Origin of the sequence: Nocardioides sp. (assembly GCF_044226765.1) — a bacterium.
In the GTDB taxonomy this organism is placed as follows: Bacteria; Actinomycetota; Actinomycetes; order Propionibacteriales; family Nocardioidaceae; genus Nocardioides.
The window spans coordinates 546199-572275 of the sequence record NZ_JBGAGJ010000001.1 but is presented as its reverse complement, the minus strand read 5'-3'; the positions used below and the strand labels follow the sequence as shown (position 1 = coordinate 572275).

Genomic DNA, 26077 nt, shown 5'->3' with positions numbered 1-26077 from the left:
GGTCCTGACCGATCGCGACCGAGGCGCGCGCCGTCCGGCGCAATTGCTGGGTGACGCACCGTCGGGAGCGCTCCCACGACGACGTCTCCCAACAATTGCGCGCTCACGGCCCGCGGAGGTCCTGACCGATCGCGTCCGACCGGGTCTCGGTACGCCGGTCGCGGCTTCGTCCCCTCTGCCGCGCGGCGAGAGACCTGGCTGCAGGATCGCGGTCCTCGCAGGCTCGGCCCGCGGCAGCTCATAGCCAGCCGCGCCGGGCGGCCTCGACGCCGGCCTGGAACCGGGTGTCCGCGCCGAGCTCGCTCATCAGGTCCGCGACCCGGCGGCGCACGGTGCGCAGGCTGATCCCGAGCCGGCGGGCGATCTGCTCGTCGTGGGCCCCGTCGGCGAGCTGGCGCAGGAGCGCCCGGCGTACGCCGGACCGGTCCTGCTCGCCTGACCCCGCGAGCGGCTCGGCCCGGTCCCACAGCTGCTCGAAGAGCAGCAGCAGCGCCTCGACCAGGCCCTGCTGACGGATGAGCGACCGGGGCTCGTCGACGAACCCGAGCGGCTCGGGCAGCACCGCGTGGGAGGAGCCGATCACGAACATCCGGGTGGGGATCTCCGGGAGCAGCCGGACCTGCTCGCCCGCCTCGGCGCGGCGCCGTACGACGTCGGGCGCCTCCTGCAGTACCCGGAGCGGGTAGATCGCCCGCGAGCGGCGGCCCTCGGCGACCAGGTCGCGGATGACATCGAGCATCGCGTCCTCACGCTCGATCCGCCACTGGTCGGGACGCAACCAGGCCAGGTCGCCCCTGCTCTGCCGGATCAGCGCGCCGATGAGCAGGGCCGGGTTGCCGCCCGTGGTGATCTCCCCGTCGATCGGCCGCTTGTCGTCGACCTCGTCGTCGCGGGGCCGCGCGGTGGCCGCCACCAGCAGCGGCACGGCGCGGGCCAGCGCGGTGAGGTCCGCGTTGGTCCGCGCGGCGTCCTCGCTGCGCTCGACGAGGAGACGGGCCACGGCCTGGGCCGGCGTCTCGACCAGCACCCGGTCGTCGACGACCCGTACGATCCCGCGCTCCACGAGCGGGGCGAGGTCGCGCAGCAGGTCCTCCGGGGTCCGCGAGACCGACGCGGCGACCCAGGGCAGCCGCTGCCCGGACTGCCGCAGCACCCGCTCGTAGGTGCGTTCCATGGCGGGGCTGAAGCCGAGCGCGGTCAGCACGGTCGTCGGGTCGGTGCGTGGCACCCCGGCAGCCTACTGGCAACTTGGTGCCACCGGCCGCTTCGCTCGTTTGGCAGGGAGCGGTCAGTGCGACGATTCCGGTGCCGCGGTGACGCGTCGCGCTTCCCGTTCTCGGGGTGCGACGCGCCACGGTACGACCCGCATCGGGGGATCGGTCGTGCCGCGCGGCCCGGGCGAGGGCGCCGGGACACCGTCTCTGGGCGACGGACCGGCGCTCTCCCCTCACTCTCCCCCTCCCTCTCCCCTTGTCCGGCCCGCTCCGCGGTCCTCGCGCGCCGGCCCGCTGCGGTGCCCGGTAGCGTGGGCGGCCGACCACGCCCGACCCCAGACCAGCAGGAGCAGCACCGATGGCACGAGGCGCCTCGGGGGACCCGACCGACTGGGTCACCCGCGCAGCCGACGACGCGATCCGGCACGCCCAGCAGCGGTACGGCGAGGACCTCGCCGGCCACGTCATCACGTGTGCGTCCGGAGCCAGCCCGTCGGGCCCGATCCACCTGGGCAACCTGCGCGAGTTCCTCACCCCGCACTTCGTCGCCGAGGAGATCCGCCGCCGCGGCATCGCCGTGCGCCACCTGCACAGCTGGGACGACTTCGACCGCTTCCGCAAGGTGCCCGCCGGCGTCGACCCGTCGTGGAGCGAGCACATCGGGCGGCCGCTCTCGGCGGTCCCGGACCCGTGGGAGTGCCACGGCTCGTGGGCCGACCACTTCAAGGCGCCGTTGCGCGACGCGCTCGCGGAGATGGGCGTCGAGATGGAGGAGGTCTCCCAGACCGAGCACTACCGCGCCGGCGTCTACACCGAGCAGGTCCTCCACGCGATCCGCCACCGCGACGTCGTGGAGGAGGTGCTGGCCAGGCACCGCACCAAGAAGGCCGATCCGGTCGTGGAGTCCCCGCAGGAGGCCGAGGCGCTCGAGGACTCCGTCGCGGACGAGGACGACGAGCCCACGGGCGGCGGCGACCTCGACCGGTTCCCCTACAAGCCCTACTGCCGCCAATGCGGGCGCGACACGGTCCGGATCACGGCGTACGACGACGAGACGACCGACCTGTCCTACGCCTGCTCCTCGTGCGGGTTCAGTGGCGTCACCAACATCGCGACCGAGCACGACGGCAAGCTGGTCTGGAAGGTCGACTGGCCGATGCGCTGGGCCTTCGAGGGCGTCGACTTCGAGCCCGGCGGGCTCGACCACTCGACGCCGGGGTCGTCGTACACGGTCGGCAAGGAGCTGGTGAAGCGGGTCTTCGACTTCCGGGCGCCGTCGTACGTCGCATACGCGTTCGTCGGGTTCGCCGGCGTGCAGAAGATGTCGTCGTCGCGGGGCGGCGTCCCGACCGCGGCCGACGCGCTGAAGGTGCTCGAGGCGCCGGTGCTGCGCTGGCTCTACGTCCGCCGCCAGCCCAAGCAGGCCTTCACGATCGACTTCGGGGCCGAGGTCGTGCGGCTCTACGACGAGTGGGACGCCCTGGGACGCAAGGCCGCCGACCCCGGGCGCCGCGACGCCCAGGTGCTGGCGTTCGAGCGCGCGTCGGCGACGGCGAGCGCGGGGACCCTGCCGACGCCGCGCGTGGTCGTGCCGTTCCGGCTGCTGTCGTCGGTCGCGGACGTGACCGCGGGCAGCGCGGAGCTGATCGGGCGGATCGTCGGCGACGTCGGGCACGAGCACGCCTCGGTCGCCGACCTCGAGCCGCGGCTGGGCAAGGCGATGACGTGGATCTCCGAGTTCGTCCCGGCCGAGGAGCGCACCACTGTGCGCGAGTCCCCCGACCTGGAGCGCCTGGCCGCGCTCTCGGAGGACGAGGAGCTCTGGCTGCGCCAGCTGCTCGACCGGCTGCCCGACCACCTCGAGCTGGAGCCCACGACGGCGCTCGTCTACGGCGTGCCGAAGCTCGCCCGCGGCCTCGGCCTCGACGACGCCCCGACCGACGAGGTCAAGCAGGACCAGAAGGCCTTCTTCCGGCTGCTCTACCAGCTGCTCGTCGACGCCGACCGCGGTCCGCGGCTGCCCACGCTCTTCCTCGCGCTCGGCGCGGCGAGGGTGCGCGAGCTGCTCACTCCTCGCTAGGCGTTCGTTTCACCGGTCGACCGGCGAAATGTGCACGACACGCCGCAGCGGCACGGCGTGTCGTGCACGCTTCCCCTGACGACCCCCGTGGCTGAGCGGGCGCGGGTCTCGGCGGCCGACCGCCGGAACCCGCACGCCACGGCGCGGACCGCCGGCGTGTCGGGCGGGTCCTGGGCGACAGGTGGCCGCTACTCCTCGCCCAGCAGCTCGTCGTAGCCGGTCGGGCTGGAGTCGCGCAGGAATGTCGAGCAGCGCTCCCACTCGGCGTCCTCGCCGATCGCCCGGGCGGCGAGCGCGAGCAGCGCGAGGCAGGTGAGGAAGCCGCGGTTGGGCTCGTGCTCCCACGGCACCGGGCCGTGGCCCTTCCAGCCGTTGCGGCGCAGCAGGTCCAGGCTGCGGTGGTAGCCGACCCGGGCGTAGGCGTAGGTGGTCACCGGGTCCTCGCCCTGGTCGGCGGCGAGGGTCGCGAGGGTCGCCCAGGCGAGCGGCGAGTCGGGGTGGCGGCGTACGACGTCCATCGCGTCCGCCCCCGGCACCAGGTCGACCGCGGCGGGGTCCTCCGGGAGGTGGGTCGGCGGGGGTCCCGCCATCAGGTCCGATCCGCTGAAGGAGCTCATGGGAAGCAATTGTCCACACCCGGGTGTTAGGTAGTGCTGTGACCCAGCAGACAGCCCCGACGACGACGGACCCGACGGGAGGCAAGGAGCCCTGGCCGGCGCTCTTCGCGCTCTGCATCGGCTTCTTCATGATCCTGGTCGACACCACGATCGTCTCGGTCGCGACGCCCGCGATCATCGAGGACCTCAACGCCGACGTCAACGACGTCGTCTGGGTGACCAGCGCCTACCTGCTGGCCTACGCCGTCCCCGTGCTGATCACCGGCCGCCTGGGCGACCGGTACGGCCCGAAGAACCTCTACCTGGTCGGCCTGACGGTCTTCACGCTCGCGTCGCTGTGGTGCGGCCTGACCGCCTCGATCGGGATGCTGATCGCGGCCCGGGTCGTCCAGGGCCTCGGCGCCTCGATGATCACGCCCCAGACGATGGCCATCATCACCCGGATCTTCCCCGCCGACCGTCGCGGCCGGGCGATGGCGCTGTGGGGCGCGACCGCCGGTGTCGCGACGCTGGTGGGTCCGATCCTCGGCGGCCTGCTGGTCGACGGGTTCGGCTGGGAGTGGATCTTCTTCATCAACGTCCCGGTCGGCGTCATCGGCTTCGCGCTCGCCTGGCGCCTGGTGCCGTCGCTGCCGACGCACACCCACCAGTTCGACTGGCTCGGCGTCGCCCTGAGCGGGGTCGGCATGTTCCTGCTGGTCTTCGGGATCCAGGAGGGCCACCAGTACGACTGGAGCGCCACCATCTGGGCGCTGATCATCTCCGGCGTGGTGGTCCTCGCGCTCTTCGTCGGCTGGCAGGCGCGCAACCGGTCCGAGCCGCTGGTGCCGCTGCGCCTGTTCCGCGACCGCAACTACTCGCTCGCCAACGTCGCCATCACGGTCATGGGCTTCTCGATCACGTCGCTGTCGATCCCGATCATGATCTGGGCCCAGGTCGTGCGCGGGCTCAGCCCGACCCGGGCGGCGCTCCTGCTGGCGCCGATGGCGCTGATGACGATCCTGCTGGCCCGGTTCGTCGGTGGCCTCACCGACCGGGTGCACCCACGCATCCTCACGGCCTTCGGGTTCACCTGCCTGTTCGTCGGCCTCTTCTGGCTGACCCGGGTGATGACGCCGGACACCTCGATCTGGTGGACGGTGCCGCCGATGATGGTCTTCGGCGTCGGCAACGCGTTCGTCTGGGCACCCAACAGCGCCACCGCGACCCGCAACCTGCCGATCCAGCTCGCCGGCGCCGGCTCCGGCGTCTACAACGCGACCCGGCAGGTGGGCGCCGTGCTCGGCTCCGCCGCCATCGCGGTGCTGATCGACTCGCGGCTCGCGGCCGAGGGGCTCTCGTCGTCGTTCTCCGGCGCCGAGGGCGCCGCCTCCGGTGGCGCCATGCCGCCGGCGGTCGCCGCGGCCTTCAGCGACGCGATGGCCAGCGCCGTGCTGCTGCCGACCTTCGCGTTCCTCATCGGCCTGGTCGCGGTGCTCTTCTTCGAGAAGCCTCGGCACGCCGGCTTCGCGGTCACCCCCGCACCCACCCGGGCGGTTCCGGCGAGCGAGCAGCTGTAACGCGGGGTTGTGGTCGCTGCAGCAGCCGTATGCGACTGCCGCAGCGACCACACCACCGCACCAGAGCCACGACCGGCGTGATGTCGGTGAGCGACCGTCAGCGACCGTAGATCCGGCGGCGGCGGACGTCGGCGAGCTCACGCGCCGTCCGCTCGAGGTGCTCGGGGAGCCGATCCCCGAACCGAGCCCTCGTGACCGCGAGCTCGGCACGCAGACGTCGCGCGGCGCGGACGCGGGCCGCCCCGAAGAGGTCGTCCCACACGAGCCGGGACATCCCGACGCCCTCCGCGCAGATCTCCGTCTGCCGCCGCTTCTCCTCCCACACGACGTCCTCGACCGGGCGCCGGGCGACGCCTCCGTCCTGGAGAAGCCGGTACTTGATCCGGCCGTCGAGCTCGAAGAGCTGGGTACCGAGGAGCACGTCGCACCAGAAGACGCCGGACGGCGTGCGGATCGGGAACTGCGTCCGCGGGCGACCGAGCTCCGGCGCCAGCTCGGCGACCAGGAGGCGGGCGAGCGACTCGGCGAGGTTCTCGGCTCCGGGGTCGGCGGCTTCGACGGCGCTGCGCGCACCGGTGATGTTCGGCCAGCACCACATGGCTGCCACCTCGGACTCGAGCTCTGCACGCGAGACTCCGCGGCGGAGCGCGGCGTCGCAGGCAGTCACGCCCGTGACGAAGCCGTGCTCGCGACCGAGGTCGACGGTCGTGCGCGCCAGTCCGGTGACCGGTACGCCGTCGACGGTGGCACCCAGCCTCGGCTGCTGCCGGGAGAGGTGGTGCTTGACGCCGTGCTCCGTCCGCGAACCCCAGACCCCGGGCCGGGTCACGTGGCTGAGCATCTGTGCCGGACGCAGGAACGGGAGCTCCAGGGCGCGCGCCGCGGAGTCGTGGCTGAAGACGTGGGGCGCGGTCATGGTCAGGTGCGCCGCGAGGTCGCGCAGCCGCCACCTGCCGTCCTCGCCCACCGCGTCCCAGGTCGTGCGGTCGACGTACACACCGCGACGCACGACGACCCAGCTGCCGCGGACCCCGGTCAGGGTCCGCAGCTCACGCTCGCGGTAGCCGGCCGCGATCGCCTGCCGACGCAGCACCAGGCCGGACTGGGTGGCCGCGACGGCGGCGAGCTCGGGACGCATGCCGCGAGAGTGCGCCCATCCGGCAGCTCTCGTCAGGCAGGCCCGACCGACCTGGGGACGAGCGCTCTCGGAGCGGGCCTGTGGACGGTCATCGGGCCGTCAGCTGTAACGCGGGGTTATGGTCGCTCTCGCAGTCGCAGACCGCGACTGCAGCGACCATAACCCCGCGTTACAGGCGGCGGTGGAGGCTCAGACCCCGAGGGACTTCCCGGCCGAGCTGAGGTTCTCGCAGGCCTCGACGACCCGAGCGGCCATGCCGGCCTCGCCGGCCTTGCCCCAGGCGCGGGGGTCGTACTGCTTCTTGTGGCCGACCTCGCCGTCGATCTTCAGCACACCGTCGTAGTGGTGGAACATGTGGCCCGCGATCGGGCGGGTGAAGGCGTACTGGGTGTCGGTGTCGACGTTCATCTTCACCACGCCGTAGCCCACGGCCGCGGCGATCTCCTCGGCCGACGAGCCCGAGCCGCCGTGGAAGACCAGGTGGAAGGGCTTGCTGCCGGGCTCGAGGCCGAACTCCTCGACGACCGCCTCCTGTGCCTTCTTCAGCACCTTGGGGCGGAGCTTGACGTTGCCGGGCTTGTAGACGCCGTGCACGTTGCCGAACGTCAGCGCGGTCATGTAGTAGCCGCGGTCGCCGTACCCCAGCGCCTTGGCGGTCGCGATCGCGTCCTCCGGGGTGGAGTAGAGCTTCTCGTTGATGTCGTGGGCGACACCGTCCTCCTCGCCGCCGACCACGCCGACCTCGATCTCGAGGACGATCTTGGCCTTGACGCACCGGTCGAGCAGCTCCTCGGCGATGGTGAGGTTCTCGGCCAGCGGCACCGCCGAGCCGTCCCACATGTGCGACTGGAACAGCGGCTCCTCGCCGCGCGCGACCCGCTCCTCCGAGATCGCCAGCAGCGGGCGCACGAAGCCGTCCAGCTTGTCCTTGGGGCAGTGGTCGGTGTGCAGGGCGATGTTGACGGGGTAGTTCTTCGCCACCTCGCGGGCGTACGCCGCGAACGCCACCGAGCCCGCGACCATGTCCTTGACCGTCGGGCCGGAGAGGTACTCCGCGCCGCCCGTGGAGACCTGGATGATGCCGTCGGAGCCCGCCTCGGCGAAGCCCGCGAGGGCGGCGTTGAGCGTCTGCGAGGACGACACGTTGATCGCCGGGTAGGCGTACTCGTTCTCCTTGGCGGCGTCGAGCATCGCGGCGTACTTCTCAGGGGTGACGATGGGCATGCTGGGGCTCCTCCGACCGGCTCGGGCTGTGTCTCGAGCTCTTCTGAGTCCGACCCTAGCCCTCCCTCGTACGGTGGGCCCATGAGACGTCTCACGCGGCTGCACGCCTCCGGCCGGGCGTCCGACCTGGGGTTGCCCGCGGACGTCGCGTGGGCCCGGCTGACCGCTGCCGGGAGCGGCCGGCACTGGTACGTCGACGCGGTGCCGTTCGTGGTGCGTGGAGCGGTCGACCGCGCGGTCGGCGGCGAGGGTCGGCGCTGGCCGGCACCGGACCGGACGGCCCTGGAGGCCGGTGACCGGGCCGGGTTCTGGGAGGTCCGGGTGGCCGACCCGCAGGAGCGGCGCCTGGTGCTGGAGGCGGCGGTCCGCGCCCCGGGCCGGGTGCGGCTGACCTCGCGGGTGCTGCCACGCGTCCCGGACGGGTGCACGCTGCGGCAGACCGTCACCGTCGAGCCCGACGGCCTGCTCGGGTCGGCGTACCTGCTGGTCGACCTGCCCGCCCGCGAGCTGGTCGTCGAGCTCGCGCACCAGCGGACCGTGACGGAGGTCGGCCGGTGACGCTGCCACCCGGCTCGCTCGGAGGCCGGTACGTCGCCGTGGTCGGTCCCGCCGACGGTGCCCGCGCCACGGACCTGGCCACGGCCCGCGAGGTCGGCCGGCTCCTCGCGGTGGCCGGCGCGGTGCTGCTCACCGGCGGTCACCACGGGGTGATGCAGGCGGCCGCCGCGGGGTGCCGCGCGGGCGGCGGGACGTCGGTGGGTCTGCTGCCCGGCCTCGACCGCGACGCCGGCGCCCCCGAGCACACCCTGCTGCTCCCCACTGGGCTCGGCGAGCTGCGCAACGGCCTGCTGGTCCGGGCCGCCGACGCGGTCGTCGCGGTCGGCTGCAGCTGGGGCACCCTCAGCGAGATCGCCATCGCCCGCCGCACCGGCGTGCCGCTGGTGCTCGTCGACCCGTGGGAGCTGCCCGAGGACGTCGGCCTGGTCGTGGGCGACGCCGGCGCGGCGGTGGTCGCCGTCGGTGACCTGCTGGACGGCTGACCGACCGGCGCTGACAACCACCGCGGACCCCGCTCCGTCTTCAGGGGCAGGAGCAGGAGAGAGGTGGCCCGATGTCCCAGGCAGAGCAGCTGCGTGATGAGCTCGAGCGCGCGTTCGTCGACGAGCCCGCCACGCGCCCGGTCGAGCGGCACCTGACCGCGGGGCGCCGCGCCCTGCGCCGGCGCCGGACGGTGGGCGCGGTCGCGGCGTGCACCGTGGTCGCCGCCCTCGGGGCGACGTACACCCTCGGTGCCTCCGGTCCCGACCGCGACGCGGGTCGGATCATCGCCTCCGACCCGCCGTCGCCGTCGACATCGCCGACGCCGGCACCGTGGGAGGACGACACGCCGGTCCGCTACGTCGGCGGGGAGCTCGAGATCCGACCGGGGACCGCGATCCACGAGCGGGTGCGCAACCCCTACGGCTACCAGGAGCCCCGCGGGTCCGACGCGTTCGACCTGACGTACGACGGGCAGCGGATGTGGATCCTCACCGACTACGACGCCGGAGGGTTCGGCTATCAGTCATCGGTCCCGAGCGCGGGTTGGGCCAGCTTCCGGGCGTGGGTCGAGGACCAGGTCACGGCGGGCGGGGGCGGGCGCCATGGCTACCCGGCGACCCTGCGACTCACCGCCGACGGACGGGTGGTCCCGGTGGCGGGGGCCGAGGTCGTCCAGCGCACGGACGAACCGGACCTCGGGCACACCTTCGCTCCCGCCGGCGCGACCGTCGGTGCAGCGGTCGTCCGGCCGCCGGACAGCGTCTTCACCTACTTCGTGGTCTGGCGGGTGATCGACGGCAAGCTCGACGTGATCTACACGCCACCGCGCGACAGGGTCGGCGCGACGTTCGACGAGCTCCTGAACGGGGCCCGGCAGCGGTACGCGAGCGGAGAGGGCCTGCGATGACCCGCTCGTCTCGGGACGAGGAGTACACGGCGTTCGTCGCCGCCCGGCAGGCGCACCTGCGGCGGGTCGCCTACGCCCTGTGCGGTGACTGGCACCGCGCCGAGGACCTGCTCCAGGTCTCCCTGGTCAAGCTCTACGTCGCGTGGCCGCGCATCCATCGCGCCGGCCGCGAGGAGGCGTACGCGCGGCAGATCATCGTGCGCGCCACGATCGACGAGTCGCGCCGGCCGTGGCGGCGGCGCGAGAGACCCGGGATCGAGGAGCACGACACGGTCGCGCGGGCCGACCTGCCCTACGAGGAGCGCTCGGCCCTCCTCGACGCCCTCCAGCAGCTGCCGGAGATGCAGCGCAAGACCGTGGTCCTGCGGCACTGGCTCGGCCTCTCGGTCGGGGAGACGGCGCGCGAGCTGCGGATCAGCGAGGGCACCGTGAAGAGCCACTCCTCCCGAGGGCTGGCGTCCCTGCGCGACCTCCTGCACCACGTCCGGCCGGAGGCCGATCCCCGCCATCCGATCCGGCCCTGACAACCGATCGGCGCCTCGCCCCGTACCCATGCCATGGACACCGACCTGCAGGACGAGCTCGAGCGCAGCATCGGCGCGGCACCGCGGCTCGCGGACGCCGACCTCGTCGGCCGCGGCCGGCGGGCACTGCGGCGACGACGCCTCGCGGCGGGCGGGGGCGTGGCCGCGGTCGCGGTCGCGGTCGTCGCCACGGCCGCGCTGGGCGGCGCCGGCCCGGCCGCCCAGGTGACGCCCGCGCCGGCGACCGCCGGACCGACCGGTGGTCCCGCGCCCGACACCTCCGCGACCCCGTTCCCGCCGGCACCCGGCACCCCGGTCATCCGCGATCCCCGCCTGCCCCGGGGGTGGGAGGTGGCCCTGCGCCCGGACGGCCTGCACCTGGCGCCCGGCGTCGAGGTGACCGACCTGTGGGACGACCCCTGGCAGGTGCGCCCCGGCGCCTGGTCGGTCGCGCTGGCCTACGAGGACGCCGCCGGCACGAAGCTGTGGTGGGTCGGCTACGAGGACGCGTCGTACGGCGGCCGGTCGGCCGGGATCTCCCGCGCGGAGGCCGGCGACATCGGGTTCCGCGACTGGGCGGTCGAGCAGAAGACCGGCCTCTACGACGGTCCGGGAGCCACGGACCGCCCCCGACCCGACCGCCGGCCTGCCGGGTGCCACGGAGCTCCAGCTCGTGCGCTTCCACGGCGCCACCGAGCAGCTGACGCCCCTCGACGGGGTCACCGTGCTGGAGCAGCGGGCACACCCCGACCTGCCGGAGGCGTGGGCGACCGGTGCGGACCGGAGCGCGGCCGCGGAGGTCCGGTTCGCGGGCGACCGCTACTACGCGCTCGCCCGGACCAGCCCGGGCGACGTCGCGCCGCAGTACGTCGCGGTGCCCGCGACCCGCGGCGGACCCACCCTCGACGACTTCCTCGAGCTGGTCCGGGTGCGGCTCGGCGGGTACCGGACCGGCCTGCGGTGAGGGCGACCGACCGCGACGCGGAGTTCTCGGAGTTCGTCCGGGGCCGGCGCGCGCACCTGTGCCGGGTCGCCTACGCGATCTGTGGGGACTGGCACCGCGCCGACGACCTCGTCCAGACGGCGCTCGTCAAGCTGTACGTCGCGTGGCCGCGGGTCCGGCGCGACGGCCGCGAGGAGGCCTACGTGCGGACGATCATCGTGCGCGCCGACATCGACGAGCACCGGCGTCCGTGGCACCGGGAGTCGCCGGGTCTGCCCGCGGTGGACCCGCCGGCGCGCGAGGGGCTGGCCGCCGAGGAGCGCACGGCCCTCTTCGAGGCCCTCCAGGCGCTGCCCACGATGCAGCGCAAGGTCGTGGTGCTGCGGCACTGGCTGGGGCTCTCGGTCGAGGAGACCGCCCAGGAGCTGCGGATCGGCACGGGCACGGTGAAGAGCCACTCCTCCCGCGCGCTCGCGACCCTGCGGACGGTGCTGCTGCCCTCCTGAGGCCGGGATTCGTCGGTTTCCCAGCGCGGCCCGGCGCGACCGCCGTACGGTGTCGCCGCCCTCGTCGTCACGATCTCGGGCGAGACACCTGATGCACCGCACCCTGCGCACCCTGCGCGTCCTGGCCGCCGCTGCGGCTCTCGCCCTGGCCGGGACCGCGTCGATCGCGACCGCCGCTGACGCCGGCGAGGACTCCTCCATGGCAGGGGCGCCTGCGGTCCGCGACTGCTACGACCTGACGCTGAAGCAGGTCGGGGGGTACGACACACCGTCGGAGACCGTTCCGTGCCGATCGCACCACACGGCGGTCGTCTCCGCGGTCGGCACGCTGCCGGGGTCGGTCGAGTGGTCCGACACGGACGCCGTCGCCGATGCGGTCGACCGGCAGTGCGACCCCTCCTACTTCCGGCTGCTGGGCAGCTCGAACCTGCTCTGGTACTACCGCTCCGCGTACTCGACCTGGTGGCTCGCCCCGGACGAGGCCGACCGCGACGGTGGGGCTCGCTGGTTCAGCTGCCTGGTCGCTGTCACGGAGGACACGAGGCTGGCCGCGCTCCCCACCCGCCTGCCGCGGCTGACCGCGCAGCTGCCGAACGTGGTGGCCAAGTGCGTGACCCGCACCTACCACACCACCACCTGCGCCGCCCGGCACGCCTACCGGTCGACCTGGGCCTTCTACGTGCGGGGCACCGCCACGGACGCGTCCGTGAAGAGGGCGGCCGACCGGGTGTGCCCGCGACACGTGGCGACGAGCAAGACGTGGTTGCGCTCGTCCTGGGACATCGACGGCCCTCGCTTCATCGTCGGGTGCTACACGAAGACAGCCCACTGATGCGTCGTTCTCTCCTCGCTGCCGCGGCCGCCCTCGTCCTCGGCGTCTCCCTCGCCCACGGGCCCGCGAACGCCGCCGAGGACCCGACGTTGACCGGTGCGCCGGCGGTCGGCGACTGCTTCGACATCACCGAGGCCCAGACCTATCCGATGACCTTGCCGGGCGAGGAGCCCGTCGACTGCGCTGAGGACCACACCGCGCTCGTCGTCGGCGTCGGGCGCCTGCCACGGCACCTGACCTGGGCCTCGCCGATGGCCGAGGTCCGGCACGCCATGAGCCTGGGGTGCGCGGCCGGTTACCGACGCCTCATCGGCACGGACGACCGCCTCTACTACCGCTCCCAGTACTACCTGCTGCAGTTCATCCCGACCGCGGCGCAGCGAGACGCCGGTGCCCGGTGGTTCGACTGCATGATGGCCATCGGCAACGACACCGGCCTGGTCGACCTGCCGCGCACCTTGCCCCGGCTCGGACAGCGGATCCCCGACCTCGTCGCCCGGTGCGTGACGGCGTCCCTCGACTACACGACCTGCGCCGACACCCACGCGTGGCGCTCGTCGTTCGCGTTCTTCGCCCGCGGCAAGTTCACGGACAAGAACATCGACGCCGCCGCCGACCGGGTCTGTCCCAGCCACGTCACGAGCAGGACCTGGGTCCGGGATGCCTGGGACGTCTCGGGCCCCAGGTTCATCGTCGGCTGCTACTCGAAGGATCGCCACTGATGCGTCGTCCTCTCCTCGCGGTTGCGGCCGCTCTCGTCCTCGGTGTCTCCCTCGCTGCCGGTCCGGCCGAGGCCGGCGACGACCCGTCGACGGCGGGGGCGCCATCGGTCGGTGACTGCTACGACCTCACGATGACCCAGGCCTACGAGCACGCCGCACCGGAGCCCACCGTGGCGTGCAGCAGACGGCACACCCTCTCCGTGGTCGCGGTCGGCACCATCCCGGCGTCGTACGACTGGAGCACCGTCGACTGGGACCACTTCCCGCGGCCGTTGGGACGGGCCATCACCCGGGTCTGCGAGCCCGCGACCGTTCGTCTGCTCGGCAACGTGGTGCAACGCGCGCGAACGCTCTACCAGGACTGGTGGTTCGTTCCGTCCGAGGCCGAGATCGCGGACGGTGCCCGCTGGTTCAGCTGCGAGGTCGGCCTCACCACGACCGACGCCCTCCTGGCGCTCCCCGCCGGGCAGCCGACCAAGATCACCAAGCGGATCCCGGCCTCGATCGGCTACTGCGCCTACCAGGCCAAGGGGGGCTATCCGACGGTGGCCTGCTCGCACCCGCACCAGTGGCGTGCGACCTTCACCAAGCTGGTGCGCCTGGAGCCGACCGACCAGAACGCCCGCAAGGCTGCGAACTCGACCTGCCCTCGACCGATGAGGTCGCGGAACTGGCTCTACTCCATCGACCCGACCTCGCCTCAGGCGTTCGTGCTGCGCTGCCTGGACCAGACCCGGCACTGAGGATCCGACCCTGACCGGACCACCGGACGCGATTCGTCGGTTCCGCCTCGGGCGGCCGCGACCGCCTCTAGCGTGGACGGCGTCCGTCCGTCGTGGTCTCGGGGGGAGGAAGGTCGCCTCGATGCACCGAACGCTGCGCACCACCGTCCTCACCGCCGTCCTGCTGCTGGTCGCCGGCCTGCTGGGGATCCTGCCCACCGCACCGGCCGTCGCGGGCGATGCGGGCTACTACGGCGCCCCGCCCACCGGATCGTGCTTCGACCTCACCCTGCGACAGACCCGGGCCCCGTCGACGTCCGAGGCTCCGGTGGACTGCACGCGGCACCACACGCTCCTGGTGACCGCCGTGGCGCTGCTCCCCGAGGAGCTGGACTGGGGCTCGCCGCGCTCGGAGATCCTCGCGGCGGTCCGCACGATCTGCCCGCCCGCCCAGGGCTCCGTGATCGGCCGCAACCAGCTGCAGCTCTACCGCTCCCAGTACCTGTGGTACTTCTTCGCCCCGACCAGAGCCCAGCAGGCCATGGGTGCCCGCTGGTTCGACTGCCTGACCGGCGTCGCCGAGGACACCAAGCTCACCAGCCTCCCGCTGAACCTCACGCCGCTGAGCAGCCGGATGCCCGACGACATCGCGCGGTGCGTGACGGCCGCCCTGCACTCGACGACGTGCGCCGACACCCACGCGTGGCGCTCCTCGTGGGCCTTCTACGCGCGCGGCCGGGCGACCGCGGCCGCGGTCAAGCGGGCAGCCGACCGGACCTGCCCCGCCCACGTCACCAGCCGCCGGTTCCTCTACTCCCATTGGGACGTCCCGGGCTGGCGCTACATCGTCGGGTGCTACTCCAAGACGTCGCGGTAGCCGGCGGGTCGGACGGCTCAGCCGCGCCAGGCGGCCTCGTCGGAGAGGTCGGCGTGCTCGCGGATCCACGTGTGCATCGCGATCGCGGCGGCAGCGGACGCGTTGATCGAGCGGGTCGACCCGAACTGGGCGATCGAGAAGGTGCCGTCGCAGGCCGTCCGGGCGGTCGGCGACAGGCCGGGGCCCTCCTGGCCGAAGAGGAAGCACACGCGCCGCGGGACGGTGGTGGTCTCCAGGTGCAGCGAGCCGGGCAGGTTGTCGATGCCGAGGAGGACCACGTCCCGCTCGTGCAGGTGGGCAGCGAGCGCCGGCACGTCGGCGTGGTGGCGCAGGTGCTGGTAGCGGTCGGTCACCATCGCGCCGCGCCGGTTCCACCGGCGGTTGCCGACGATGTGCACCTCGGCGGCCAGGAACGCGTTGGCGGTGCGCACGATCGTCCCGATGTTGAAGTCGTGCTGCCAGTTCTCGATCGCGACGTGGAAGTCGTGGCGGCGGGTGTCGAGGTCGGCGACGATCGCCTCGACGGTCCAGTAGCGGTAGCGGTCGACCACGTTGCGCCGGTCGCCCTCGGCGAGCAGCTGCGCGTCGTACCGCTCGTCGTCGGGCCAGGGACCCTCCCACGGACCGACGCCGACCTCGGGCGGGCCGTACGGCATCGGGTCGTACGGCGCCCGCTCGGCGCCCTGCTCGTCGGTCCGACCGTCCACCTGGTGAACGTTAGGGGACCGACTCAGGTGTGCGCGGGGCGGCGGTGGGGTACGACGGGTACCGTGGTGGCGTGATCGACGTCCTCCCGCAGCACGTGCTGCTGCTGGGCATGGACTGGATGGACCCCAACTGGCTGCTCGAGCGCTTCGGCACCGAGCTCTTCTGGATCAGCCTGGTCATCGTCTTCGTCGAGTGCGGGCTGTTCTTCCCCTTCCTCCCCGGCGACACGCTGCTCTTCGCGCTCGGCCTGTTCATCAACGCCGGCAAGATCGACCTCTTCCCCGGCGGACCGCTCGTCGAGCTGCTCATCTCGTTCGTGCTGCTCACCGCGGCCGCGTTCCTCGGCAACGTCGTGGGCTACGAGATCGGGCGCGCCATCGGACCGCCGCTCTACGAGCGGGACGGGCGCTTCCTCAAGCGCAAGTACTTCGACCAGACCCACGAGTTCTTCGACCGGCACGGCAACAAGGCGCTGGTCATCGGCCGGTTCGTGCCGTTCGTGCGGACCTTCATCACGGTGGTCGCCGGCGTCACCCGGATGAACCGACGCCGCTTCTTCTTCTGGAGCTTCGTCGGCGCCGTGCTGTGGGTGGGCAGCGTGCTGCTCCTGGGCTACACCCTGGGCCAGGCGTTCCCGAGCCTGGGCCAGAACATCGACAAGGCGCTCATCGTCATCCTGGCGTTCACGGTCGTCCCGATCGCCTGGGAGTGGTGGCGCAGGCGCCGCCACGGTCGCGCCGGCAAGGCGGCGACCCCGGGCTCCGAGCCCGCGCCCGCCGAGTCCGGCCAGGAGGCCTGACCCCGGTCGGCTGCGCTCAGGCGCCGCGCGCGGCGTCGAGCTGCGCCTTGGTGAGCACCGGTCGCACCTCGAGGCCGACGTCGGCCAGCGGGTTCTGGTCGGCCGGGCTGCGGTCGATCGCGCAGACGACCACCTCGACCACCGCGCCCGCTGCGCGCAGCGCGTTCGTCGCGTCCCGCACCGCACCGCCGGTGGTGATCACGTCCTCGACCAGGGTCACCCGGCGGCCGGCGACGTCCGGGCCCTCGGCGAGCTTGCAGGTGCCGTACTCCTTGGCCTTCTTGCGCACGAACAGGGCGGGCCGCCCGGTCAGGCTGCTCACCATCGTCGCGATGGGGACGCCGCCGAGCTCGAGACCGCCGAGCAGCTCGGTGTCGTCGGGCAGCAGCGGGACCATCTCCCGGGCGACGCGCTGCAGCAGCGCCGGCTGCGCCTCGAAGAGGTACTTGTCGAAGTACTCGGTGGCCTGCTGGCCGGAGCGGAGCGTGAACTCCCCGGTCAGCCGGCAGACGGCGTCGATGTCGGCAGCGAGGGTCTCGTCCACGGGCCGACTGTAGCGGCGGACGTGGCTAGGGTCGTCGTGTGCTCGCCCATCGGCTCGACGGCATCCCGCCCACGATCTTCACCACGATGTCAGCGCTCGCGGCGCGGACCGGCTCGGTCAACCTGGGCCAGGGGTTCCCGGACGTCGACGGGCCACCGGAGCTGATCGCCGGCGCGGTCGAGGCGCTCGAGACCGGACACAACCAGTACGCCCCCGGGCCCGGCGTCGCCGCGCTGCGCCAGGCGGTCGCGCGGCACCAGCAGCGCCACTACGGGATCGAGCTCGATCCCGACACCGAGGTCGTCGTGACGACCGGGTGCACCGAGGCCGTCGCCGCCGCCCTGCTGGGCCTGGTCGACCCGGGTGACGAGGTCGTCGTGCTGGAGCCCTACTACGACTCCTACCCCGCGATGATCCAGATGGCCGGCGGCGTACGCCGGCCGGTGACCCTGCGGGGGCCCGACTTCCGTCCCGACCTCGACGAGCTGCGCGCCGCGGTCACGCCCCGCACCCGGTTCGTGCTGCTCAACTCCCCCCACAACCCGACCGGGACGGTGCTGACCCGCGAGGAGCTGCAGGCCGTCGCGGACCTGGCGATCGAGCACGACCTGGTGGTCATCACCGACGAGGTCTACGAGCACCTGGTCTTCGACGGCCGCGAACACCTGCCGATCGCGACGCTACCCGGCATGTCCGAGCGGACGCTGACCCTCTCCAGCGCGGGCAAGTCCTACTCCGTCACCGGCTGGAAGGTCGGGTGGGCGACGGGCCCGGCGGAGCTGGTGGGAGCGGTCCTCGCGGCCAAGCAGTGGCTCACCTTCACGTCCGGCTCGCCGCTCCAGCCGGCCGTGGCCCGAGCGCTCGACGAGCGGCCGGACTTCCCGGCGCAGCTGGCCGCGGCGCTGCAGGACAGGCGGGACCTGCTGTGCGCCGGGCTCGCCGACGCGGGACTGGACGTGCACGTGCCCGAGGGCACCTACTTCGCGACCACCGACATCTCGTCGCTGGGCTGGGAGGACGGCCGGGCGTTCTGCCTGGCCCTCCCTGAGCGGGCCGGCGTGGTGGCGATCCCGACGCAGGGCTTCTACGACTCCGGCGCCGGGCGACACCTGGTGCGGTGGGCGTTCTGCAAGGAGCGGCCGGTGATCGAGGAGGGTCTGCGCCGGCTGCGCGCGGCCGACCTCGCCCGCTGAGCTACTGCCTCCTCTTCCCCACCCGGTAGGTGACCCGGTCGACCCCCTCGTTGCCCGCTCGGTCGGTCGCGCGAGCGACCACGACGTACCTCGTGCCGTTCTTGACCCGGGTCGAGGTCCGGTGCAGCGTGCACGTCCGGACTCCCGAGAGGGCGTCGACGGCCCGGCACACGGGCTTCGGCGGCACCCGGTAGGTCGATCCGTCACGCACGCCCGCGACCCGCACGGCCGGTCGGGCTCGGTCCAGGTCGAGGTCGGCCACGGTCACCGACGCCGAGCCCCCGTCCACCGCGGCCACCGTCCGGGTCACGACCTGGTTCGCTCCGCTGGTCGCGAGCGTCACCGGCCCGGGGCACCCGTCGACGAGCCCGGCGGAGCCCGCGGCGCAGGTGAAGGTCACCGTGACCGGGGTGCGCCACCACCCGGAGCCGGGCCGGGCCGGCGACACGGAGGCGGCGATGGTCGGGTCGGTGCGGACCGCGTCGTCGCTGGAGCCGGCGAAGTCGTCGTCGCCGCTGTAGGTCGCCGTGAGCTCGTCGGCGTCCGCGGGCAGCGACTGCGCCAGCGTGGCCACGCCACCGACCAGCGGCGCGCTGCCCAGCGGGGTGCCGCCGGAGCTGAAGGTCACCGACCCGGTGGGCGTCCCGGCACCTGGTGCGACCACGGTGACGGTCGCCTGCTGCTCGTCCGCTCCGATGGTGGCGGCGGTCGTCGTCGACGCCGCGGTGACGGTCACCTCGTGGCTCACCGAGCCGTCGGCGTACGACGCGTCGCCGGCCTGGTCGGCGCGGACCGTGCAGGTGCCCGGGTGGGTGAAGGTCACCGTCGTGCCCTCGATCGCGCAGGTCCCGTCGACCGTGAGGACGACCGGGTTGCCCGAGCCACCCCCGGTCGCGGTGAGCTCCCAGGTCTGTCCGACCACCGGCGCCGCCGGCGGCCCCGGGGTGACCTCGACCGGCTGCGCGGTTCGCGGCGTGCAGGTGATGGTGCCGCGTCGCAGCGAGTGCCCGTCGGTGTCGCCGTCGTCGGACCACAGCACCTCCTTGCTGCCGTCCACGCATGCCGACCGGGGTGCGATGGCCAGGCCCTCGTTGTTGAGGTTCGGCATGCCGACGGGGCGGTCGTAGGCGGTGTCGACCACGAAGTCCCCGGCGTCGTCGACCCTCAGCAGCGAGGTCGTGCCGTCGTGGGTGTCGTCGGTGACCGCCCAGAGACGCTGGCGCTCCGGGTCGAAGCTGACGTCGGCGAGGTGGGCGAAGCCGCTGTCGATCGTGGCGACCTTGTGCGCGGTGGTGCCGTCGTCGTCCAGGGCGAAGGCGATCAGGTCACCGGTGGCCTCGACCGCCACGACGAAGAGGCCGCTGCCGTGACCGGGGTAGGTCTGCGGCGTGTAGGCCTCACCGGTGCTCTGGTCCCGGAACCCGTGCCCGGTCAGGAAGGCGTCCGGGACGAAGGCCACGCCCTCGAGACCGAGGTTCGCACCCGCGGCCGGGATCTGGCCGGTCAGGTTCCACTCGTTCGTGGCCGGGATCGTCGACCCGGCCGCGGCGGGGTCGTAGCGCAGGATCGACATCCGGCTGACCCCGCTGGCTGCGTTGTTGCGCTCGGCGGCGAGGTAGACGAAGCCGTCGGGCCCGATCGTGATGCCCTCGGTGTCCGGGGCACCGGTGCCGTCGACGTACCGCGGGTCCTTGGGCCACCCGCTGGCCGGGACGAAGTGGTCGTCGGCGTCCCGCGTCAGCTTGAAGAGGGTGCCCTTCTTGTTCTGCGCCGCCCACAGCACGTCGCTGTCGGTCGGGTCGAACGCGAGGCCCGAGAGATCTTGGAGGAACGTGTCGGCGAGGTCGGCGTAGCTCACGCTCTGGCTTCCCGGCCATGGCGAGCTGTCCAGGCCGGGGCAGGAGTTGACCGCACCCCTGGTCGGCGCCTTGGCGTCGGTGAAGTCGCCGACGCCGTCCTTGCAGCGGGCGTAGGACTGCGCCGCCGGGGCGGCCCAGGCGTACTGCTCGATCAGCGTCGTGCCGTCGGGGTCGAAGAGGCGGACCGCGTCGACGTCGTCCAGGGTGAACCCGAGGTCGCCCTCGTCGAGCACGAGGTAGCCCTTGGCCGGCAGGCTCGTCGGCGCAGGGATGGTGTAGGCGTGCGCGTCATCGCTGTCCTTGACCACGAGGCCGCCGACGTCGACCGGACTCGCCGAGATGTTGGCGAGCTCCACCCAGTCGGCCGGATCCCCGCCGTCCGACTCGATCTCGTTGATCCGGATCGGGCTGCACGCGTTGGGGAGACCGCGGGTCGGGGTCGTCGTCTCACCGAAGGCGCCGGTGCCGTCGGGGCACCGGCCCCAGGTCGTCGCGGCGTGCGCTCCCCAGGTCGTCGAGTCCACCTGCGTCGTGCCGTCCGGCAGCAGCAGGGTGACGCTGTCACCGACACCCAGACCGAAGCCGGGGCTCTGTGAGATCTCGGTGTAGAGGGCGTAGTAGCCCCCAGCGGGGATGGTGGTGCCGGCCGGGACGACCACGGGGGTCGCGGCGTGCGCCGGGTCGCTGTCGAGGATCTTCCAGCCGGACACGTTCACCGGCGCGCCGGAGCGGTTCTTCAGCTCGACCCAGTCGGCGACCTGGTCGCCGTTCGACTCGACCTCGTTGACGACGACGTCGGGCGTCGAGGGCTCCCCTCCGCCGCACGCGTTGGCCGAGCCGAGGGTCTGCGTCACCACGCCGAAGTCGCCGGTGCCGTTCGGGCAGCGGCCCCAGTCGGTCGCGTGCGTCCCGGCGGCGTAGGTCGTCGAGTCGAGCAGGTTGGCCAGGTTGGGCTGGTAGAGCCGGACCGAGTCGCCCTTGCCCAGGCCGAAGGACGCGTTCACGTCGAGGACGACGTACGCGTGCGGCGCCAGCGACGTGCCGGCCGCGATCGCGAAGGCGTGGCTGTCGTCGTCGTCCTTGAGCACGTAGCCGGAGAGGTCGACGGTGGTCTCACCGATGTTCGTCAGCTCCACCAGGTCCCCGGGGTCCGACTGGACCTCGTTGATCTTGACGTTCTCGCCGCCTGCGGGAACCGCGCACTGGTTGACCGCGCCCTTGGTCGCCGCGGCGGTGACCTCGAACGGGCCGGTCGCATCCGGGCAGCGACCGTAGCTCTTCCCGGCGGCGGGGTGCGCCGGGTAGGCGTAGGAGTCCAGCGGCGTGGTGAGGTCGGTGTCGGCGTAGAGCCGCGCCGCGTCCCCGTTGCCCAGCCCGAAGACGAAGTCGACCGACTCGCCGTTCAGGACCTGGTGAGCACCGGCCGCGATGGTGCTGCCCGCGGGGAACGTGTAGGCGTTGTTGTCGGTGCTGTCCTTGAGCACCCAGCCGGAGAGGTCGACCGGGCCGGTGCCGGTGTTCACCAGCTCGACGAAGTCCGGGTTGTTCGACGAGAGCTCGTTGATGCGCACCGCGCTGTCCGGGGTCGCGCAGGTGTTGGCGGATCCCAGCGACGCGGTCATCACGCCGAAGGCACCGGTGCCGTCCGGGCAGCGGCCCCAGGTCGTGGCGTGCGTGCCCGCGGGCCACGTGGTGGCGTCGACCAGGGTCGTGCCGTCCGGGGCGAACAGGCGAGCCGAATCGCCCTTGCCGAGCCCGAACCCGACGATGTCCACCGCCAGGTGGCCACCCGCCGCGACGGTGGTGCCGCCGGGCAGCACGAGGCTGTGGGTGTCGTCGTCGTCCTTGAGGACGTAGCCCGAGAGGTCGGCGGCATCCGCGCCGTTGTTCACGAGCTCGACCGTGTCGGTCGGGTCCGAGCGGACCTCGTTGATCCTCACGTCGACCGCGGCGGCCGATGCCGGCGCGGTGAGGGCGCCCAGCGAGACGATCAGGAACGAGGCGGTGAGCAGCAGGGCGATCGCGCCGCGCCGGGTGGAGGGCATGCGGTGTGGTCTTCCTCGAGGGCTGCCGAGCCAGCGGGATGCAGGGACGACGGCAGCCTCATCGGGTCCGGAGAACCGGAGGTGAACCGCTCGCCGAGGTCGTCTGAACGGTCAGCGACCGGCCGGTCGCCGGAACCAGGCGCGGCTCTCGGGGCGCACGAGCAGGGCGATCGCCGCACCGCTGGCGGCCAGGGTCAGCACCATGAGGAACGCCCCCACGACCAGGCCGAGCAGGGAGAGGGCCGCGGTGACCGCAGCCGAGACCACCAGCGTGACGCGCGCCCACTCGACGCCGCGGAAGACCAGCACCGCCAGCACGACGGCGGCCAGGCACCACAGGAGGAATCCGGCGAGCATCACGTAGGTGACGCCCACGAGCATGTCGTCGGACACGCCCTGCTGGGTGAGCTCGGGGTTCTGCCGGTGCACCTCGTCGAGGAGGACGTCGGGCTGCAGCGCGAGCACGATGCCGGACAGACCGAGCGCGAGGGCGCTGACGCCGCTCGCGATCCAGGTCAGGACGCACGCGAGCATGACCGGCACCGGCCGGGCGGGGCGCGCGGCGGGCGCGGGCACGGCGTACGCCGGCCCACCCGCCGCCTGCGACGGCGGGAGCGGCATCGGGGCCGGGGTGTCGTGGGCGATCGGCGGCGTCGGTGCGGGCCGGGGGCCGGCCGGCGCGGGCGCGGTCCCGTCGAACCAGGCCCGGGCCGGCGGCAGCCACAGCATGACGACCGAGGCGGACACCAGCGACGACACGAACCCCCCGGTGACGAGACCGGCGAGGAACAGCGGCACGGCGAGGACCGTCAGTGCCAGCCGCGCGCTGCGGCTGCGACGCAGGACCTGGTAGCCGAGGATGGCCGCCGCGGTCGCACAGCCGGCGGCGACCATGGCGAGCGTGCGGATCAGGGTGAGCACGGCGTCGACGCCGAGGTCGAGATCGCTGCCCGGCGGCTCGGCGAGGAACTTCTCGACCGACTCGCGGGTCTCGACGGTGTGCAGACCGGACAGCCGGTCGAAGACGAGCACGACGACAAGGACGGAGCCGACCATCGCCAGCCACCCGGCCAGGGTCACCTGGCTCGGGCGGTTCCCCGGCGGTCGGGGCGTGGTCGGCTCGCTCACGCCGTCCATTGTCCATGTCGGGCCCCACCAGCGGTCGTCCGCATCCCGGACTTGTCGGCTTGTCCCGTTGCTTGTCGGCCGAAGTTTTGGCCGACAAGTGCTGGTTTACCCGGTCGACCGGGTAAACCAGCAGCCCGCGAGACCCCTCAGGCGGCCACCAGCACGAGCCCGTCGTCGCCGCGGTCGACCCGGACCCCGGCGCCGTCGACGACCTCGCCGGCGATCAGCATCTTCGCGAGCGGGTCGCCGATGGCCGACTGGATCACCCGGCGCAGCGGGCGGGCGCCGTACGCCGGGTCGTAGCCGGTGTCGGCGAGCCAGCGCTTCGCGTCGGGGGACACGGTGATCGTGATCCGGCGCGCGGCCAGCCGCTTCTCGAGCAGCCCGAGCTGGAGGTCCACGATGTGGGTCAGCTCGTCCTGGGTCAGCGCCTCGAAGAGCACGATCTCGTCGAGCCGGTTGAGGAACTCCGGCTTGAACGACGACCGCACCACCGCGAGCACCGACTCGCGCTTCTTCTCCGGGTCGAGCAGGGGGTCGACCAGGAAGTGCGAGCCGAGGTTGCTGGTGAGGATCAGCAGGGTGTTGCGGAAGTCGACCGTGCGGCCCTGGCCGTCGGTGAGCCGGCCGTCGTCGAGGACCTGCAGCAGGATGTCGAAGACCTCGGGGTGGGCCTTCTCGACCTCGTCGAGCAGCACGACGCTGTACGGGCGCCGGCGCACGGCCTCGGTGAGCTGGCCGCCCTCGTCGTACCCGACGTAGCCCGGAGGGGCGCCGACCAGCCGGGACACCGAGTGCTTCTCCGAGTACTCGCTCATGTCGATGCGCACGATCGCCCGCTCGTCGTCGAAGAGGAAGTCCGCGAGTGCCTTGGCCAGCTCGGTCTTGCCGGTGCCGGTGGGGCCGAGGAAGAGGAAGGACCCGGTGGGCCGGTTCGGGTCGCTGATGCCGGCGCGCGAACGGCGTACGGCGTCGCTCACCGCGGTCACGGCCTCGCGCTGCCCGATCAGCCGCTCGCCGATGACCTCCTCCATGCGCAGCAGCTTGGCGGTCTCGCCCTCGAGCATCCGCCCGGTCGGGATGCCGGTCCAGGCCTCGACGACCTCGGCGACCTGCTCGGCGCCGACCTCCTCGCCGACCAGCGGCTCGACGTCGGAACGCTCGGTGGCGACGGCAGCCTCGATCTTCTTCTCCAGCTCGGGGATCGACTCGTAGTTGATCTTGCTGGCGGCCTCGAGGTTGCCCTCGCGCAGCAGCCGGTCGGCCTCGATGCGCAACTGGTCGAGCGCACGGCGCAGCTCGCCCTCGCCCTCGAGCGTGGCCTTCTCCCGCTCCCAGCGCGACTCCAGCGCGCGCAGCGACTCCTCCTGGTCGGCGAGGTCCTTCTGCAGCACGCTGAGCCGCTCGCGGGAGGCGTCGTCGCTCTCGCGCTCGAGCGCGAACTCCTCCATCTTCAGCCGCTCGACCCGGCGCCGGAGCTGGTCGATCTCCTCCGGCGACGACTCGATCTCCATCCGCAGCCGCGAGGCGGCCTCGTCGACGAGGTCGATCGCCTTGTCGGGCAGCCGGCGGCCGGTGATGTAACGGTCGGAGAGCGTCGCGGCCGCGACGAGCGCCGCGTCGGTGATCCGCACGCCGTGGTGGGCCTCGTACTTCTCCTGGATGCCGCGGAGGATCTGGATGGTGTCCTCGACCGACGGCTCGCCGACGAAGACCTGCTGGAAGCGGCGCTCGAGCGCCGGGTCCTTCTCGATCCGCTCGCGGTACTCGTCCAGCGTCGTCGCGCCGATCATGTGGAGCTCGCCGCGCGCGAGCATCGGCTTGAGCATGTTGCCGGCGTCCATGGCGGAGTCGCCGCCGGCGCCCGCGCCGACCACCGTGTGCAGCTCGTCGATGAAGGTGATCACCTGCCCGCCGGCGTCCTTGATCTCCTCGAGCACCGCCTTGAGCCGCTCCTCGAACTCGCCGCGGTACTTCGCACCCGCGACCATCGCGGCCAGGTCCAGGCTCAGCACGCGGCGGCCCTTGAGGGAGTCGGGGACGTCGCCGGCGACCACGCGCTGGGCGAGTCCCTCGACGACCGCGGTCTTGCCGACACCCGGCTCGCCGATGAGCACCGGGTTGTTCTTCGTGCGCCGCGAGAGGACCTGGACGACGCGGCGGATCTCGGCGTCCCGGCCGATCACCGGGTCGAGGCGGCCCTCCTCGGCGGCCTTGGTCAGGTCGACGGAGTACTTCTCCAGCGCCTCGTACGTCGACTCCGCGTCCTGGCTGGTGACGCGGCGGTTGCCGCGGACGGCCGTGAGGCCCTCGCGCAGGCCGGCCTCGGTGAGGCCCGCGTCGAGCAGCAGCTTCTGGGCGCCGCTCTCGGTGCCGGCGATCGCGATGAGCAGGTGCTCGGTCGCGACGTAGTCGTCCTTCATGCCCGCCGCGAGGTCCAGCGCCCCGGCGAGGACGCGGGTGAGCGCGGCGGAGGCGGCCGGCTGCTGGACGGTCGAGCCGCTGGCGGTGGGCAGCGCGGCGAGTGCCGCCTCGGCCCGGGCGGTCAGCGCGGCGGCGTCCACGCCCGCCTTGGCGACCAGGTTGCGCGCCGTACCGTCCTCCTGGCGCAGCAGCGCCACGAGCAGGTGCAGCGGCTCGGTGTGGGTGTTGCCCGCGGTCGTCGCGGACAGCTGGGCGGCCTCGATGGCCTCCCGGCTCCGGGTCGTGAACCTCTCGGCCCCGAACTGGCTCATCTGGTGATTCTCCTGCGGTCTCGTCCCGGCGGGCACCTCGCGCGCCCGCCATGGATCTCAACGCCCAAAAAGTTGAGTCTGTTCCACTCAACTCTAGGCATTTCGACGCGGACACGGATTGGCGGAATACCCCCTCGTCCCGGGACTTCCGGCCCTAGTG

Annotated in this window: 23 protein-coding genes; 14 read left to right on the top strand and 9 right to left on the bottom strand. The window is 72.8% G+C overall.

The features are described from left to right. Positions 1–238: 238 nt before the first annotated feature. On the bottom strand, positions 239–1228 hold the full coding sequence (locus tag ACILRH_RS02670) for a helix-turn-helix domain-containing protein (protein ID WP_395690589.1): 990 nt from the start codon (positions 1226–1228) through the stop codon (positions 239–241). A 344-nt stretch (positions 1229–1572) separates the two neighbouring features. On the opposite strand from ACILRH_RS02670, the gene lysS reads away from it, so the two are divergent. Then, the gene (gene lysS / locus ACILRH_RS02665; protein WP_395690588.1) at positions 1573–3294 is read left to right on the top strand and encodes a lysine--tRNA ligase; all 1722 of its coding nucleotides are present in this window, start codon (positions 1573–1575) and stop codon (positions 3292–3294) included. 188 nt (positions 3295–3482) lie between these two features. On the opposite strand, the gene ACILRH_RS02660 is transcribed toward lysS, so the two are convergent. Then, on the bottom strand, positions 3483–3911 hold the full coding sequence (locus ACILRH_RS02660; RefSeq protein WP_395690587.1) for a DUF3151 domain-containing protein: 429 nt from the start codon (positions 3909–3911) through the stop codon (positions 3483–3485). Positions 3912–3949: 38 nt separating this feature from the next. Here ACILRH_RS02660 and ACILRH_RS02655 point away from each other — a divergent pair, with 38 nt between their 5' ends. Continuing rightward, positions 3950–5470 (top strand): DHA2 family efflux MFS transporter permease subunit, encoded by a 1521-nt coding sequence (locus ACILRH_RS02655; protein ID WP_395690586.1) that lies wholly within the window; start codon positions 3950–3952, stop codon positions 5468–5470. A gap of 97 nt (positions 5471–5567) precedes the next feature. Here the strand turns inward: ACILRH_RS02655 and ACILRH_RS02650 are convergent, their stop codons facing one another. Together ACILRH_RS02650 and fbaA are read right to left on the bottom strand one after the other, a co-directional pair. Then, positions 5568–6608 (bottom strand): hypothetical protein, encoded by a 1041-nt coding sequence (locus tag ACILRH_RS02650; protein ID WP_395690585.1) that lies wholly within the window; start codon positions 6606–6608, stop codon positions 5568–5570. Between the two features lie 189 nt (positions 6609–6797). Then, complete coding sequence (gene fbaA, locus ACILRH_RS02645; RefSeq protein WP_395690584.1) at positions 6798–7832, bottom strand: class II fructose-bisphosphate aldolase; 1035 nt, start codon at positions 7830–7832, stop codon at positions 6798–6800. Between the two features lie 81 nt (positions 7833–7913). On the opposite strand from fbaA, the gene ACILRH_RS02640 reads away from it, so the two are divergent. The 10 genes from ACILRH_RS02640 (at position 7914) to ACILRH_RS02595 (ending at position 14906) form a co-directional block, all read left to right on the top strand. After that, on the top strand, positions 7914–8390 hold the full coding sequence (locus ACILRH_RS02640; RefSeq protein WP_395690583.1) for a DUF2867 domain-containing protein: 477 nt from the start codon (positions 7914–7916) through the stop codon (positions 8388–8390). Continuing rightward, the gene (locus ACILRH_RS02635) at positions 8387–8872 is read left to right on the top strand and encodes a TIGR00725 family protein (protein WP_395690582.1); all 486 of its coding nucleotides are present in this window, start codon (positions 8387–8389) and stop codon (positions 8870–8872) included. The genes ACILRH_RS02640 and ACILRH_RS02635 overlap by 4 nt, the downstream gene beginning before the upstream one ends. A gap of 71 nt (positions 8873–8943) precedes the next feature. After that, a complete protein-coding gene (locus ACILRH_RS02630) occupies positions 8944–9780 on the top strand; it encodes a hypothetical protein (protein WP_395690581.1) in 837 nt (278 codons plus the stop codon). Next, positions 9777–10304 carry a SigE family RNA polymerase sigma factor gene (locus ACILRH_RS02625; protein ID WP_395690580.1) on the top strand — a complete coding sequence of 176 codons (528 nt, stop codon included), beginning with the start codon at positions 9777–9779 and terminating at the stop codon, positions 10302–10304. Before ACILRH_RS02630 ends, ACILRH_RS02625 begins: the two co-directional genes overlap by 4 nt. Before the next feature lie 673 nt (positions 10305–10977). Beyond that, complete coding sequence (locus ACILRH_RS02620) at positions 10978–11268, top strand: hypothetical protein (protein WP_395690579.1); 291 nt, start codon at positions 10978–10980, stop codon at positions 11266–11268. Continuing rightward, positions 11265–11753, top strand: coding sequence for a SigE family RNA polymerase sigma factor (locus tag ACILRH_RS02615; RefSeq protein WP_395690578.1), 489 nt, complete (start codon positions 11265–11267; stop codon positions 11751–11753). Before ACILRH_RS02620 ends, ACILRH_RS02615 begins: the two co-directional genes overlap by 4 nt. Before the next feature lie 91 nt (positions 11754–11844). Then, a complete protein-coding gene (locus ACILRH_RS02610; RefSeq protein ID WP_395690577.1) occupies positions 11845–12585 on the top strand; it encodes a septum formation family protein in 741 nt (246 codons plus the stop codon). Then, complete coding sequence (locus tag ACILRH_RS02605; protein ID WP_395690576.1) at positions 12585–13307, top strand: septum formation family protein; 723 nt, start codon at positions 12585–12587, stop codon at positions 13305–13307. The genes ACILRH_RS02610 and ACILRH_RS02605 overlap by 1 nt, the downstream gene beginning before the upstream one ends. Next, the gene (locus ACILRH_RS02600) at positions 13307–14050 is read left to right on the top strand and encodes a septum formation family protein (protein ID WP_395690575.1); all 744 of its coding nucleotides are present in this window, start codon (positions 13307–13309) and stop codon (positions 14048–14050) included. Before ACILRH_RS02605 ends, ACILRH_RS02600 begins: the two co-directional genes overlap by 1 nt. A gap of 121 nt (positions 14051–14171) precedes the next feature. Then, the gene (locus ACILRH_RS02595; RefSeq protein ID WP_395690574.1) at positions 14172–14906 is read left to right on the top strand and encodes a hypothetical protein; all 735 of its coding nucleotides are present in this window, start codon (positions 14172–14174) and stop codon (positions 14904–14906) included. Positions 14907–14923: 17 nt separating this feature from the next. On the opposite strand, the gene ACILRH_RS02590 is transcribed toward ACILRH_RS02595, so the two are convergent. Continuing rightward, on the bottom strand, positions 14924–15562 hold the full coding sequence (locus ACILRH_RS02590) for a TrmH family RNA methyltransferase (RefSeq protein ID WP_395691203.1): 639 nt from the start codon (positions 15560–15562) through the stop codon (positions 14924–14926). Between the two features lie 122 nt (positions 15563–15684). Here ACILRH_RS02590 and ACILRH_RS02585 point away from each other — a divergent pair, with 122 nt between their 5' ends. Continuing rightward, complete coding sequence (locus ACILRH_RS02585; protein WP_395690573.1) at positions 15685–16413, top strand: DedA family protein; 729 nt, start codon at positions 15685–15687, stop codon at positions 16411–16413. A 16-nt stretch (positions 16414–16429) separates the two neighbouring features. Here ACILRH_RS02585 and pyrE read toward each other — a convergent pair whose 3' ends face one another. After that, positions 16430–16957, bottom strand: a complete 528-nt coding sequence (gene pyrE / locus ACILRH_RS02580; RefSeq protein ID WP_395690572.1) for an orotate phosphoribosyltransferase — start codon at positions 16955–16957, stop codon at positions 16430–16432. 38 nt (positions 16958–16995) lie between these two features. On the opposite strand from pyrE, the gene ACILRH_RS02575 reads away from it, so the two are divergent. Then, positions 16996–18150, top strand: a complete 1155-nt coding sequence (locus tag ACILRH_RS02575; RefSeq protein ID WP_395690571.1) for a pyridoxal phosphate-dependent aminotransferase — start codon at positions 16996–16998, stop codon at positions 18148–18150. Between the two features lies 1 nt (position 18151). On the opposite strand, the gene ACILRH_RS02570 is transcribed toward ACILRH_RS02575, so the two are convergent. The 3 genes from ACILRH_RS02570 to clpB all read right to left on the bottom strand — a co-directional run bounded on the left by ACILRH_RS02570 (position 18152) and on the right by clpB (position 25917). Then, a complete protein-coding gene (locus tag ACILRH_RS02570) occupies positions 18152–22054 on the bottom strand; it encodes a lamin tail domain-containing protein (protein ID WP_395690570.1) in 3903 nt (1300 codons plus the stop codon). A gap of 111 nt (positions 22055–22165) precedes the next feature. After that, on the bottom strand, positions 22166–23182 hold the full coding sequence (locus ACILRH_RS02565; RefSeq protein ID WP_395690569.1) for a hypothetical protein: 1017 nt from the start codon (positions 23180–23182) through the stop codon (positions 22166–22168). A gap of 146 nt (positions 23183–23328) precedes the next feature. Next, the gene (clpB, locus tag ACILRH_RS02560; RefSeq protein ID WP_395690568.1) at positions 23329–25917 is read right to left on the bottom strand and encodes an ATP-dependent chaperone ClpB; all 2589 of its coding nucleotides are present in this window, start codon (positions 25915–25917) and stop codon (positions 23329–23331) included. Positions 25918–26077: the final 160 nt, after the last annotated feature.